The following is a 12,498-nucleotide window of genomic DNA, read 5'->3' on the forward strand; positions in this document are numbered from 1 at the left end:
GGTGATCCGCTACGCGCCGGCGGTCCTCCTCGGGAGGGCCGCCCGGTTCGCCGCGCGGGTCCGGAAGCCCGGCGGGGGATCCGCCGTGCCCGGACTCGTGGTGAACCGCGTCGCGCCCGGATTCCTGCCCGCGGTGCTCGACGGATTCCGGGACGGCCTCGTGGTCGTCACGGGATCGGCGGGCAAGTCGACCACGACCAAGATGCTGGTCGCGGTGCTCCGCGCGCACGGGCTCCGGGTCTTCACCAACCCCTCGACGGCCAACATCGCCCAGGGGCTGACCTCCGCGCTCCTGGAGCAGGCGGACCTCCGCGGACGGATCGACGCCGACATCGCCGTCCTCGAGATGGACGAGGGTCACGGCGCGCGCCTCGCGCCCCGGATGCGCCCCCGCGTCGTCCTGCTGACGAACGTGGTGGTCGACCAGATCGACCGCTTCTTCGATCCGGCCATGGTCGCCCGGATGCTCGGCACCATCGCCTCCCGCGCGACCGGTCCCGTCGTGCTGAACGCCGACGACCGCCACGTCGCCGATGTCGCGACCTCCCTCCCCGGCGAGCGGATCCGCTGGTACGGCGTCTCCTCCTCCGTCCGCGACTCCGCGTCCGGCGGTCTCGGCTACGCCGCAGAGGCGGAGGCCGGGACCGACCGTGCGACCACCGTCGTCGAGAGCACGACGGGAGCGGCCGCGCGCATCATCAGCGACGGCGACCCGCTCGAGGTCCGGCTCCCCGCACGGGGCGTCCACTACGCGGTGGACGCCGCGGCGGCCGTCTCCACGGCCCGCGCCGTGCTCGCTGAGCGCTTCGACCCGGCCCTCGCCGCCTCCGCGCTCTCGAGCATCGACCCCGTCTTCGGGCGGGGCGAGATCGTCACCGTGCGCGGCCACGAGGTCGAGTTCGTCCTGGTCCAGAACCCGGCGAGCTACCGCCTGAACATCGCGGAGATCCCCGAGGGGACCGAGCAGATCATGCTCGCGATCGGCTCCGACGTCCGAGACCCCTCCTACTTCTGGCCCGTGGACACCTCCGTGCTCGGGCACGTCAGAGTCGTCTCGGGGTCGAAGGCGCACGAGGCGGCGCTGCACCTGCGCTACGACGGCGTGCGCGTCGACTCCGTCGACGAGGACCTGGGTCGCGCGCTCGACGCGTTCCTCGCTCTGCCGACCCCCGCCTCCGGCCGGAAGACCATCGTCTTCTCGGCCGATTCGATGCGCCGCACCCGTGCGCACCTGCAGCTCGTCACCAACCGCGAGGAGACCGCGTGACCACCCTCCGCATCGCCGTGCTCGCTCCCGACGTCCTGGACAGCAACGGCGACGCGGCGAACGCCCGGGTCCTCGCGGCTCGGGCGCGCTGGTCGGGCGTCGAGGCGGAGGTGGTGCCGCTGGCGACCGCCTCCGACGCCGAGGTCCGTCCGGACGTCCTGGTCGCCGGGACGGGAGCGGACGAGGACCTCCCGGGCGTCCTGGCATTCCTCCACGAGATCGCGCCGACGCTGCGGGCCTGGGTCGACCAGGGCACCCAGGTGGTCGCGGTCGGGGCCGGCTGGGAGATGCTGGCCGGTTCGATCAGCACGGCCGCGGGCGGCGCCCGGGGGATCGGACTGTTCCCCGGAGACTCGGTCACGGGCGAGCGCGCGACCGACGACCTCCTCGTCGAGACGCCGGGCGGCGTCCTCGTCGGCTTCGAGAACCACGAGCGCCGGATGACCGGGATCCCGCTCGAGCACGCGCTCGGCCGAGTGCTGCACGGCACCGGCGACGGCGCCGGCCACGAGGGCTACGCGGTGGGAGGCCTTCTGGGCACGCACCTGCACGGCCCCGTCCTCGCGAAGAACCCCTCGCTCGCGGACGCGATCCTGCGGCGCGCCCTCGGCGACGCCTACTCCCCGTCGGACGAGCGTCTCCGCCTGGTCGATGAAACGGCACGAGCCGCTCGCGATGTGATCGCGAAGCGGCTCGGTGTCGGTCGGTAGGGCGCTGACGCGCCGTCCGGGCTGATCGGGGACGCGCTAGGGGCGCTGCTCCTCGAAGAGTCGGGCGGACTCGTCGTGCCAGCTCTGGGCGATGCTGGAGAGCTTCTCCTGGTACTTCTTCCCGTGGTGTGCGCAGAACAGCAGTTCTCCGTTGTTCACGACCACTCGGATGTACGCCTGGGCACCGCAGCTGTCGCAGCGGTCGGCGGCGGAGAGCTGGTGGGCACCGGCGAGCTCGTCCACGCCGTTCTGGGTTGCTGTGGTCGACATGACTTGGCCTCCTGCACTCGGTCTTCGATCTCTGCTTAGTGGAACCCATCCAAGCACGCGATTGTTTCCGCACGGAGTCGATCGGTCGGCATTTCGCTCTGCGCGTAGGGGTCCCGCGCCGAGCGGCCATCGTGCTGTCGCCGGGTGCCGCGCCACCGCGGCCGGAGCGGTTCCCGAAAGTAGACTGGGCGGATGGCCTCCACCGACTACAACGCCCGCCACCTCTCCGTCCTCGAGGGTCTCGAGGCGGTCCGGAAGCGGCCCGGCATGTACATCGGATCGACCGACTCGCGCGGCCTCATGCACTGCCTCTGGGAGGTCATCGACAACTCCGTCGACGAGGCGCTGGCCGGGCACGGGACCGAGATCAGCGTGCTCCTGCACGCCGACGGCAGCGTCGAGGTGCGCGACCGCGCGCGCGGGATCCCGGTCGACATCGAGCCGAAGACGGGGCTCTCCGGAGTCGAGGTCGTGTTCACCAAGCTGCACGCGGGCGGCAAGTTCGGCTCGGGATCCTACGCGGCGTCCGGCGGTCTGCACGGCGTCGGCGCCTCCGTGGTCAACGCGCTCTCGGAGCGCCTGGACGTCGAGGTCGACCGCAACGGCCGCACCTACCGGATGTCGTTCCACCGGGGGGAGCCCGGGCGCTTCGCCGACGCGGGCGAGCCCACCCCCGACGCTCCGTTCACGCCGTTCGAGAACGGGTCGGAGCTGACGGTCGTCGGGAAGGTCGCCAAGGGCGTCACCGGAACGCGCGTGCGCTACTGGGCCGACCGCCAGATCTTCACGAAGGGCGCCTCGTTCCAGACGGACGACCTGGTGACGCGCGCCCGGCAGACCGCGTTCCTCGTCCCCGGCCTGACGATCGACATCGTCGACGACCGGGCGGACGAGCGCCGCGCCGAGATGTTCCGCTACGACGGCGGCATCTCGGAGTTCGTCGAGTTCCTCGCCCCCGACGCCCCCGTGACCGAGGTGCTGCGCCTCACCGGCTCCGGCACCTTCACCGAGACCGTGCCGGTGCTGACCCCCGGCGGCGCCATGGTGCCCACCGAGGTGGAGCGCACCTGCGAGGTCGACATCGCCCTGCGCTGGGGCACCGGCTACGAGACGGTGATGCGCAGCTTCGTGAACATCATCTCGACGCCCAAGGGCGGGACGCACCAGACCGGCTTCGAGCAGGGCCTGCTGAAGCTGCTCCGCTCCCAGGTGGAGGCGAACGCCCGCCGCCTCAAGGTCGGCTCGGACAAGCTCGAGAAGGACGACGTCCTCGCCGGGCTCAGCGCCGTGCTGACCGTGCGGCTCCCTGAGCCGCAGTTCGAAGGCCAGACGAAGGAGGTGCTGGGCACGCCCGCCGTCCGCGCGATCGTCGCCTCCACCATCGCCTCGACGCTGGGCGCGGTGTTCTCCTCGACGCGCCGCGAGGACAAGGCGCAGACGTCCCAGCTCCTCGAGAAGGTCGTCGCCGAGATGAAGTCGCGGATCTCGGCCCGCGCGCACAAGGAGACGCAGCGCCGCAAGAACGCGCTGGAGTCGTCCTCCCTTCCGGCGAAGCTGGTCGACTGCCGCAGCAGCGACGTCGAGAACAGCGAGCTCTTCATCGTCGAGGGCGACTCCGCCCTCGGCACCGCCAAGCTCGCCCGCAACAGCGAGTACCAGGCCCTGCTGCCGATCCGGGGGAAGATCCTCAACACGCAGAAGGCGAGCATCGCCGACATGCTCTCGAACGCCGAGTGCGCCTCGATGATCCAGGTGATCGGAGCCGGCTCCGGCCGCTCCTTCGACCTCTCGGCCGCCCGCTACGGGAAGATCATCCTGATGAGCGACGCCGACGTCGACGGCGCCCACATCCGCACCCTGCTGCTCACGCTCTTCTTCCGCTACATGCGGCCGCTCGTCGAGGCGGGGCGCGTCTTCGCCGCCGTGCCTCCGCTGCACCGGCTCGTGGTGATGAACGCGGGGAAGAAGCCGAACGAGACGATCTACACCTACTCCGAGAAGGAGCTGCAGAGCGTGCTCGCGGCCCTCGGCAAGGCGGGCCGCCGCTACCAGGACCCGATCCAGCGCTACAAGGGGCTCGGCGAGATGGACGCGGACCAGCTGGCCACGACGACCATGGACCGCTCCCGCCGCACCCTCCGCCGGGTGCGGGTCGCCGACGCGGAGAACGCCGGCCGGGTGTTCGAGCTGCTGATGGGCAACGACGTGGCACCCCGCAAGGAGTTCATCGTCCGCGGGTCCGAGTCGCTGTCGCGGGACCGCATCGACGTCTGAGCCGCGGGGCTCAGAACACCTCGGGCGCCGCTCCGATCGTCGCGATCGGCGCCGCGAGCGCCACGCCGGAGCCGTCGCGCTTCATCCCGGAGTCGGGCAGCGCGGCGACCGAGCCGTCGGCCTCGAGCGCGTGCGCGGGACCGGGGCCGACCCACGCCACTCCGAGGGCGGTCTCACCCTTGAGGAAGCGCTGCGCACGGACTCCGCCGGTGGCCCTGCCCTTGGCGGGGAACTCCGAGAACGGCGAGACCTTCGCACTGCCGGTGTCGGTCCCCGAGAGGGCCCAGCTGTCGACGGCGACCGTCGCGACGACGGCCTCGTCCCGGTCCTCGGCGGCGACGACGGCGAAGTGCACGACGTCGTCGGTCTCGGCCAGCTTGACCCCGGCCATCCCCGCGGCGGTCCGGCCCTGAGGGCGGACGGCGGACGCGGAGAAGCGCAGCAGCTGGGCCTCGCCGGTGACGAAGACCAGCTCGTCCTCCTCCGCCGACGCGGCCGCGCCCACGACGGCGTCCTTCGGCTTCAGGGCGATGAGCTCGATGTCCGGGCGGTTGGGCAGCTCGCCCGGCGCGACGCGCTTGACGACGCCCTGCTGGGTGCCGAGCGCGATCGGCCGCTCGTCGTCGAGGGCGACGAGCGCGAGCACCCGCTCGTCCTTCGCCAGGTGCGGGAGGTAGTCGCTCATGCGCACGCCCGCGCCCAGCTGCACCGAGGAGGAGGGGACGGCGGGCACGTCGACCGGCGAGAAGCGGAGGAGCCGACCGGCGCTGGTGACCGCGCCGATCTCCGTCCGGCTGGTCGTGTCGAGCACGCTGAGGACGGCGTCGTGCTTCGAGCGGCGCGTGGCGCGCGCGGGGTGGGGAGCGGCCTCGGGGTCGCGGTCGACCCGCACCATGCGGCCGGTGGTGCTCAGCAGCACCCGGCAGGGCACGTCCGCGATCTCGAGCACCGCGGCGGCCTTCCGCCCGGTGGTGGCGACGGAGGGACGCGCCTCGGTGAGCAGGGTGCGCCGCGGGGTCCCGAGGCGCTGGGCGACCTCGTCGAGCTCGTCCGAGACCAGCTCGTCGATCCGTGATCGGCTGGCGAGGAGGGCCTCGAGCTCGGCGATCTCGGCGAGGAGGGTGTCGCGCTCGGTCTCGAGCTCGATGCGCGAGAACTTCGTGAGGCGGCGGAGCTGGAGCTCGAGGATGTAGTCGGCCTGCAGGGTGCTGAGGTCGAAGACCTCGATCAGCCGGGCCCGCGCCGCCGCGGTGTCGTCGCTCCCGCGGATCAGCTGGATGACCTCGTCGATGTCGAGGATCGCGATGAGCAGGCCCTCGACCAGGTGCAGCCGCTCCTGGCGCTTGCGCAGTCGGTAGCGGGTCCGCCGGGTGACGACCTGCACCCGGTGGCCGATGTAGACCTGCAGCAGCTCCTTCAGGCCGAGGGTGCGCGGGCCGCCGTCGACCAGCGCGACGTTGTTGATCGAGAACGCGTCCTCGAGGGGCGTATAGCGGTAGAGCTGCTCGAGGACGGCCTCGGGGCTGAAGCCGGTCTTGATCCCGATGACGAGCCGGAGGCCGTTGTCCCGGTCCGTCAGGTCGGTGACGTCCGAGATGCCGCTGAGCTTCTTGTTCTGGACGCCGTCCTTGATCTTGTCGATGACCTTCTCGGCGCCGACGAGGTAGGGCAGCTCGGTGACGACCAGGCCGGACTTGCGCGCGGTGATGCTCTCGACCGAGACGCGGGCGCGGGTCTTGAAGCCGCCCCGGCCGGTCGCGTAGGCGTCGCGCACGCCGGCGAGGCCGACGATCGTGCCACCGCTCGGGAAGTCCGGTCCCGGGACGAACGACATCAGGTCGTCCAGGGACGCGTCGGGGTGGGCGATCAGGTGCCGGGCCGCCCCGATCACCTCCACGAGGTTGTGGGGCGCCATGTTCGTCGCCATGCCGACGGCGATGCCGCTGGCCCCGTTGACCAGCAGGTTAGGGAACGCGGAGGGGAGGACCTCGGGCTGGTCGTGCGAGTTGTCGTAGTTCGGGACGAAGTCGACGACGTCCTCGCCGAGGTGCTCGGTCATGGCCGTGGCGGCCGGGGCGAGGCGGGCCTCGGTGTAGCGGGCCGCGGCCGGGCCGTCGTCGAGGGAGCCGAAGTTGCCGTGCCCGTCGACGAGGGCGACCCTCATCGTGAACGGCTGGGCGAGGCGGACGAGGGAGTCGTAGATCGAGGCGTCGCCGTGCGGGTGCAGCTTGCCCATCACCTCGCCGACCACGCGGGCCGACTTCACGTGGCCGTGATCGGGCCGCAGCCCCATCTCGCTCATCATGTAGAGGATCCGGCGCTGCACCGGCTTGAGCCCGTCGCGGGCGTCGGGCAGGGCCCGCGAGTAGATGACCGAGTACGCGTACTCGAGGAAGGACCCCTCCATCTCGGCCGAGACGTCGACGTCCTCGATGCGCTCGGTGAGCGAGGATCCGGAGGAGGGGGCTGCAGCGTTCATGACTCGATTCGGTGGCGGGCGCGGGGCGGCGGCGGGGGACTGCACCGCCCTGCGGCGCTCGACGGGACGGGCGGAGCGGAGACGGCGCCTCGCGGACGGGACCGGCCCTCCCGTTCACGCGCACGCTCCGCCGCACCGGCCCGGCGGGGACGGCGGCGCTGTGCGAAACTGGGCGCGATGACCCACATGCTACCGCCAGCCCCCGACGGGCGGCGGAGCCTCGCCGACGTCCTGCCGGGCGCCCTCGACGCGCTCCTGGGCCGCCCCGGCCTCTTCGGTTCGCCCCGCGTCGAGCGGATCGTGATCGTCCTCGTCGACGGCCTGGGTGCCGCGAATCTCCGCCAGCGCGGGGGCCACTCGCGCACGCTCGCTCCGGCCCTCAACCGCGCCACCACGCTCGTCTCGGGCTTCCCGACGACCACCGCGGCGGCCCTGGCGAGCCTGACGACGGGCCTGCGCCCGGGCGGGCACGGGATGGTCGGCTACCGCGTGCTCGACCGCGCCTCCGACCGCCTGGTCAACCAGCTCTCCGGCTGGGACGAGGGCATGGTGCCCGAGACGTGGCAGCCCCACCCCACGGTCTTCGAGCAGGCCTCGGCCGCCGGTGTCCGGGCCGGAGTGATCGGCCCCGCGCGGTACGCCCGCTCCGGTCTCACGCGGGCGATCCTGCGCGGCGCGGAGTACCACTCCGCCGGCGGCGTCGCCGAGCGCTTCACGGCGGCGCGCGCCCTGCTCGACAAGGGCGGCCGTCAGCTCGTGTACCTCTACGTCCCCGAGCTCGACCAGGCGGCGCACGCGCGCGGCTGGGAGTCGCCGGAGTGGACGGCAGCGCTCGAGCTCCTGGACGGGGAGGTCGGCGGAGCGGTCCGCGGGCTCTCCGCCCGCGAGAGCGTGCTGGTCACCGCCGACCACGGCATCGTGGACGTTCCGGCGTCCTCGCACGTGCTCGTCGAGCGGGGACCGCTGCTCGAGGGCGTCCGGCACCTCGGCGGAGAGCCCCGCTGCCTGCAGCTGCACCTCGAGCCGGGTGTGGACCCCGAGGAGGTGGCGCGGCGCTGGATCGAGGCGGAGGGCGCACGCGCCTGGATCGCGACACGCGACGAGGTCGCTGCGAGCGGCTGGTTCGGCGAGGTCTCACCGGCGGCGGCCGAGCGGATGGGCGACGTGTTCGTCGCGGCACGGAGGACCATCGCCTACTACGCGGCGGACGACTCCTCCGGCCGCTCGATGATCGGGCAGCACGGGTCGCTCACGCCGGAGGAGACGCAGGTGCCGCTCCTCCGCTTCGGCGCGCTGGCCTGAGCCGGGCCGGAGGGACGGGGGGCACCGTCCGCCCCGGCGGAGCCGCGCCGGCGGAGGGTCAGTCGTCGCTGCGCGCTCCGAAGACGATCTCGTCCCAGCTCGGCATCGACGCCCGCCCCCGGCGGAGGCTCCCGCGCACGCCCGACGGCTGCTCGGGGACCGGGGGAGCGGTGCGCGGCGGCTCCGGTGCCTTCTCGACGGGAGGAGCGGCCTCGGCCTCGGGCTCCGGCTCCTCGCGGACGCGGAGGCTCGAGGCGTGATCGCGCTCGCCCCGGCGGCGACGCAGGGCGTCGAGCAGGTCGGCGGTGTCGTTGAGGTTGCGCTCGCGCTGCTCCGTCGTGCTGGTGACGGGGCGGGGGAGCGTCGAGATCGGGCGCGGGGTCTCGGAGAGGGCCGGCTGCGGCTCCGTGTCGGAGGGGCGGACGGCGGCCGGTCGGGCGTGCGGCATCGCGGCGGGGCGGCCTGCCGTGGGGTGGTCGGCCCGGGCGGAGCGGGTCGGCGCCTCCGCGGACTCCGGGTCGAAGCGCGTGGCGAGCTCGTCGACGGCGGCGGGGATGACGGCGCGCAGGCGCGGGATGAGGGTCGGCCGGATCTCGCCCTGCTGCGAGAGCGTGATCGCCTCGGAGGTCAGCGGCGACAGCAGCGCCTTTCGCGGGTCGAAGCGCCAGCGGGCGTCGTGGTCGATCTCGTCCGAGCGGAAGAGGAGCTTGACGGCCCAGCCCTCCTCCTCCTTCCAGCTCGACCACTGCTCGCCCTCGGCGCCGAGCGACGCGAGGCGGTCGCGGATGACGTCGCCGAAGGGCGTGCCCTCCTCGAGGGGATCGGGGTCGGTGGTCGTGTAGACGCGCACGGCGAGAGCGGACGCGACGATGTGCTCGCGCTCGGCTGTGACGGGTCCCTCGAAGCGCTGGACGTAGCCCAGGTCGGCGCCCGTGAGCTCGGCGACCTCCTCGGCGGAGAGCCCGGAGCGGATGTGGGCCTGGATCTCACGGGGGGAGACGCGCTTCTCGCGCGGCGGGAGGGTGTGGACCCGCGGCCGCAGCTGGCTCTGCAGCGTCTCGTCGATGCGGACCGAGAAGCGCTCGCCGCCCTCGGACACGAGGACGAGCGATCCGCCCTCGACGCCGATCACCTTCAGTTCCATCATCGTGGGGATCCTCCTTCTGGACGCGGACCGGGCAAGGATGCCACGCGCCCGGGCGATCGGCCGGGAATACCCCGGGCGGGTCGAAAGTTGGTGCGGAAGGAGGCGGGGCGAGCGGGTGTCAAGAGCCGTTCGAGGTGGTTTGCGAATCGATGCGTCGTGATGCACACTGACCCCGCCGATTTGTTGAACAGCAGAAATAAGAAGTGGATGGGAATGGCTACGGACTACGACGCCCCCCGCAAGACCGATGACGACTCCGAGTCGATCGAGGCCCTGAAGGAGCGAGTCCCCGACAAGATGTCCGGAGTCGTCGACGTCGATGACGCCGACAACCCGGGCGGATTCGAACTGCCCGGTGCCGATCTGTCCGACCTCGATCTGGACGTCGTGGTCCTTCCGCCCCAGGCGGACGAGTTCACGTGCGTGAGCTGCTTCCTCGTGAAGCACCGCTCGCAGATCGACCACGAGGAGAAGCTCGGACCGATCTGCCTGGAGTGCGCCGCTTAAGCGCCTCCCGGCTCCGAAGGACGACCGCTCCGTCGCCGTGATCCCCGGATCGCGGCGACGATGTCGTCCGGGCGGCGGGTGGAGACCAGCCAGTACGGCGTCGGGTCGGCCGGATCCTCGATCGGGACCCGCACCACGTCCTTCACCCAGCCGCGGATGACCAGGTACGCCCGCGCGTCCAGGCGCGTCCCACGCTCGGCGAACGCCTGGTCCCCCGAGTAGGAGGACGGCTCGCCCACGAGGTCCAGCGGGATGTGCGCGCGGCCGGCGCGCAGCTCCCCCTCCGCCACCTCGATCACGGGGGAGAGGGCCAGCAGCGACAGCACGGTGCCCGCGTACAGCACGACCGCGACGATCACCCCCACCGCGAGGTCGATGGGCGCGAACACCAGGATGCTGGCGGGGATGACGAGGGCGGTGGCGACGAAGAGCCAGGGCGCGGGCCACAGCCTCTCTCGGTAGGACGGCATGACCCTATTGGATCAGACGTTTGGTCTACCCTCGTCACGTGCCTGCAACCGTCGACGTCCCGATCACCGCGGACCGGCTCCCCTCCTACGCCCGTCCGGGCGACGCGGGAGCCGATCTCCACTCGACGGAGGACGTGGTACTCGCCCCCGGTGTGCGCGCCTCCGTCGGCACCGGGGTGGCCGTCGCCCTCCCGGAGGGCCACGCCGGCTTCGTCGTCCCCCGCAGCGGGCTGGCCTTCGCGCACGGCATCACCGTCGTCAACGCCCCCGGAACGATCGACGCGGGCTACCGCGGCGAGATCCGGGTGGCGCTGCTGAACACCGACAGCCGCGAGACGTACCGCGTCTCGGCGGGGGACCGGATCGCGCAGCTCGTGATCGTCCCCGTCGTCCAGGCGAGGTTCACGGCCGTCGACGAGCTTCCCGAGTCGGTCCGCGGCACGGGCGGCTTCGGATCCACCGGGTACGCCGCCGGCGCCCAGGAGACCAGAATCCACGAGGAGAGCGCATGAGCGACATCCAGCCCACGGCCGGCGAGGCCGCCGAGCCCGTCCAGCAGGACTTCGAGAAGTCGGCGCCGGAGGACCGCGCGGAGGCCGGGCCCCTGGACGAGCGCGAGGCCAACCCGGTCCGCCCCTACATCGACCTCGGCGGGGTGAAAGTGCTTCCCCGCGAGGGCATGCACATCCGCCTCGAGGTCGAGGAGGGGACCAAGCGCGTCATCGCCGTCGGCCTCGACTACGCCGGGTCGACGCTGCAGGTGCAGCCCTTCTCCGCGCCGCGCTCCTCGGGCCTCTGGCACGAGATCCGCGGCCAGATCGCCGAGCAGATCGGCCGTCAGGGCGGATCGACGACGGAGCGCGACGGAGTCTTCGGTCCGGAGCTCGTCGCCGAGCTCCCGATCGCCGGCGGCCAGACCCGCGTCGCCCGGTTCGTCGGCGTCGACGGTCCGCGCTGGTTCCTCCGCGGCGTGATCGCCGGAGCCGGAGCCGTCGACGAGCAGGCGGCCGCCTCGGTCGAGGAGCTCTTCCGCAGCATCGTCGTGGTCCGCGGCAGCGGCCCGATGCCTCCGCGCGACCTGATCCCGCTGAAGGTGCCGACCGGCAGCCAGACCCAGCAGAGCGCGAGCTGACCGGGATGGAGCCGGTGCGGCCAGAGGACCCGGCCCGATCGGAGGAGCCGGTCCGGCCCGAGGTCGGCGACGCGATCGCGCAGGCCGCCCGCCGCTCGGGGCTCGGCGCGGTCGCCGACGGCGAGCCGTTCGACGGGAAGGCACTGCTGCGCACCATGGGCGGCGTCCGGGGGATCCTCGAGGCCGTCGTGCCCGGCATCGCTTTCGTCCTGCTCTACACGGTCACCTCGGAGCTGGTGCTCTCGCTGGTCGCATCCGTCGGGCTCGCCGTGGCGTTCACGGTGGCGCGGGTGCTCGGCCGGACGCCGGTGATCCAGGCCGTCGGCGGGCTGCTCGCCGTGGTGGTCTCGGCCGCACTGGCGCTGTTCACCGGGCGGGGCGTCGACAACTTCGCCCTGGGGCTGCTCACGAACCTCGTCTACGGGCTCGTCTTCCTCCTCTCCGTCCTCGTGCGCTGGCCCCTGATCGGCGTCGCCGCCGGCTTCCTGATGGGGGACGGCACCTCCTGGCGGTCCGATCGGCGCAAGCGCCGCCTCTTCGGCGCCCTGACCCTCGCGTGGGCGGGGCTCTTCCTCCTGCGCCTGGCCGTGCAGTACCCGCTGTTCCTCGCCGAGGACACCACGGCGCTGGGCATCTGGAAGCTGGCGCTGGGCCTGCCCCTGTACGCGCCGCTGCTGGTGGTCACCGTGCTCGCCGTCCGGGCCGAGTACCGCGGATCCGGCGAGCGCGCCGATGCGGGCGATGCTCCGGATCGTGCGTAGAATTGTCTCGACGTCGAGATAAATAGCGCTCGCCTCCCCGCACCGTCGCGGCGAGGTCGACCGGGTGCTTCGGCGTCGAGGAGTTAGGTCCTCCTTGGTGGCAGGCCGCTGTGCGCGGTCGTCAAGATGAGGACGGAGAGCGGCTCCGCCCGTCGGCGGAAGCTGCAGTCAGCGAAGGA

12 protein-coding genes are annotated in these 12,498 nt (G+C 72.5%); 8 read left to right on the forward strand and 4 right to left on the reverse strand.

From position 1 onward, the window contains the following. Position 1 precedes the first annotated feature (1 nt). Both GTU71_RS04620 and GTU71_RS04625 read left to right on the forward strand, forming a co-directional pair. Positions 2-1,267 (forward strand): MurT ligase domain-containing protein, encoded by a 1,266-nt coding sequence (locus GTU71_RS04620; protein ID WP_104345198.1) that lies wholly within the window; start codon positions 2-4, stop codon positions 1,265-1,267. After that, positions 1,264-1,977, forward strand: a complete 714-nt coding sequence (locus GTU71_RS04625; protein WP_146084816.1) for a cobyric acid synthase — start codon at positions 1,264-1,266, stop codon at positions 1,975-1,977. The genes GTU71_RS04620 and GTU71_RS04625 overlap by 4 nt, the downstream gene beginning before the upstream one ends. 36 nt (positions 1,978-2,013) lie before the next feature. Here the strand turns inward: GTU71_RS04625 and GTU71_RS04630 are convergent, their stop codons facing one another. Then, the gene (locus GTU71_RS04630; protein WP_068212876.1) at positions 2,014-2,247 is read right to left on the reverse strand and encodes a hypothetical protein; all 234 of its coding nucleotides are present in this window, start codon (positions 2,245-2,247) and stop codon (positions 2,014-2,016) included. 192 nt (positions 2,248-2,439) lie between these two features. Between GTU71_RS04630 and GTU71_RS04635 the strand changes: the two genes are divergently transcribed. Then, positions 2,440-4,521 (forward strand): DNA topoisomerase IV subunit B, encoded by a 2,082-nt coding sequence (locus tag GTU71_RS04635; RefSeq protein ID WP_104225230.1) that lies wholly within the window; start codon positions 2,440-2,442, stop codon positions 4,519-4,521. A gap of 10 nt (positions 4,522-4,531) precedes the next feature. Here the strand turns inward: GTU71_RS04635 and GTU71_RS04640 are convergent, their stop codons facing one another. Continuing rightward, a complete protein-coding gene (locus tag GTU71_RS04640) occupies positions 4,532-7,000 on the reverse strand; it encodes a DNA topoisomerase (ATP-hydrolyzing) (RefSeq protein ID WP_159939390.1) in 2,469 nt (822 codons plus the stop codon). 177 nt (positions 7,001-7,177) lie between these two features. Between GTU71_RS04640 and GTU71_RS04645 the strand changes: the two genes are divergently transcribed. Then, a complete protein-coding gene (locus GTU71_RS04645; protein ID WP_244230639.1) occupies positions 7,178-8,302 on the forward strand; it encodes a nucleotide pyrophosphatase/phosphodiesterase family protein in 1,125 nt (374 codons plus the stop codon). A gap of 58 nt (positions 8,303-8,360) precedes the next feature. On the opposite strand, the gene sepH is transcribed toward GTU71_RS04645, so the two are convergent. Continuing rightward, positions 8,361-9,449: a septation protein SepH gene (sepH, locus tag GTU71_RS04650; protein WP_159939391.1), complete on the reverse strand. Its 1,089-nt coding sequence runs from the start codon at positions 9,447-9,449 to the stop codon at positions 8,361-8,363. A 213-nt stretch (positions 9,450-9,662) separates the two neighbouring features. On the opposite strand from sepH, the gene GTU71_RS04655 reads away from it, so the two are divergent. After that, positions 9,663-9,956: a DUF4193 domain-containing protein gene (locus tag GTU71_RS04655; RefSeq protein WP_055792269.1), complete on the forward strand. Its 294-nt coding sequence runs from the start codon at positions 9,663-9,665 to the stop codon at positions 9,954-9,956. Here GTU71_RS04655 and GTU71_RS04660 read toward each other — a convergent pair. Further along, complete coding sequence (locus tag GTU71_RS04660) at positions 9,953-10,426, reverse strand: DUF3093 domain-containing protein (RefSeq protein ID WP_159939392.1); 474 nt, start codon at positions 10,424-10,426, stop codon at positions 9,953-9,955. The two genes, GTU71_RS04655 and GTU71_RS04660, sit on opposite strands and share 4 nt — an antisense overlap. A 38-nt stretch (positions 10,427-10,464) precedes the next feature. On the opposite strand from GTU71_RS04660, the gene dut reads away from it, so the two are divergent. The 3 genes from dut to GTU71_RS04675 are packed head-to-tail and all read left to right on the forward strand — an operon-like array spanning position 10,465 to position 12,319. After that, complete coding sequence (gene dut / locus GTU71_RS04665) at positions 10,465-10,938, forward strand: dUTP diphosphatase (protein ID WP_159939393.1); 474 nt, start codon at positions 10,465-10,467, stop codon at positions 10,936-10,938. After that, complete coding sequence (locus GTU71_RS04670) at positions 10,935-11,558, forward strand: DUF3710 domain-containing protein (protein ID WP_104248032.1); 624 nt, start codon at positions 10,935-10,937, stop codon at positions 11,556-11,558. The genes dut and GTU71_RS04670 overlap by 4 nt, the downstream gene beginning before the upstream one ends. 5 nt (positions 11,559-11,563) lie before the next feature. Continuing rightward, entirely contained in the window at positions 11,564-12,319 is a 756-nt protein-coding gene (locus tag GTU71_RS04675; protein ID WP_159939394.1) for a DUF3159 domain-containing protein, read from the forward strand. Positions 12,320-12,498: the final 179 nt, after the last annotated feature.

Source organism: Rathayibacter sp. VKM Ac-2762 (assembly GCF_009866585.1).
Classification (GTDB): domain Bacteria; phylum Actinomycetota; class Actinomycetes; order Actinomycetales; family Microbacteriaceae; genus Rathayibacter.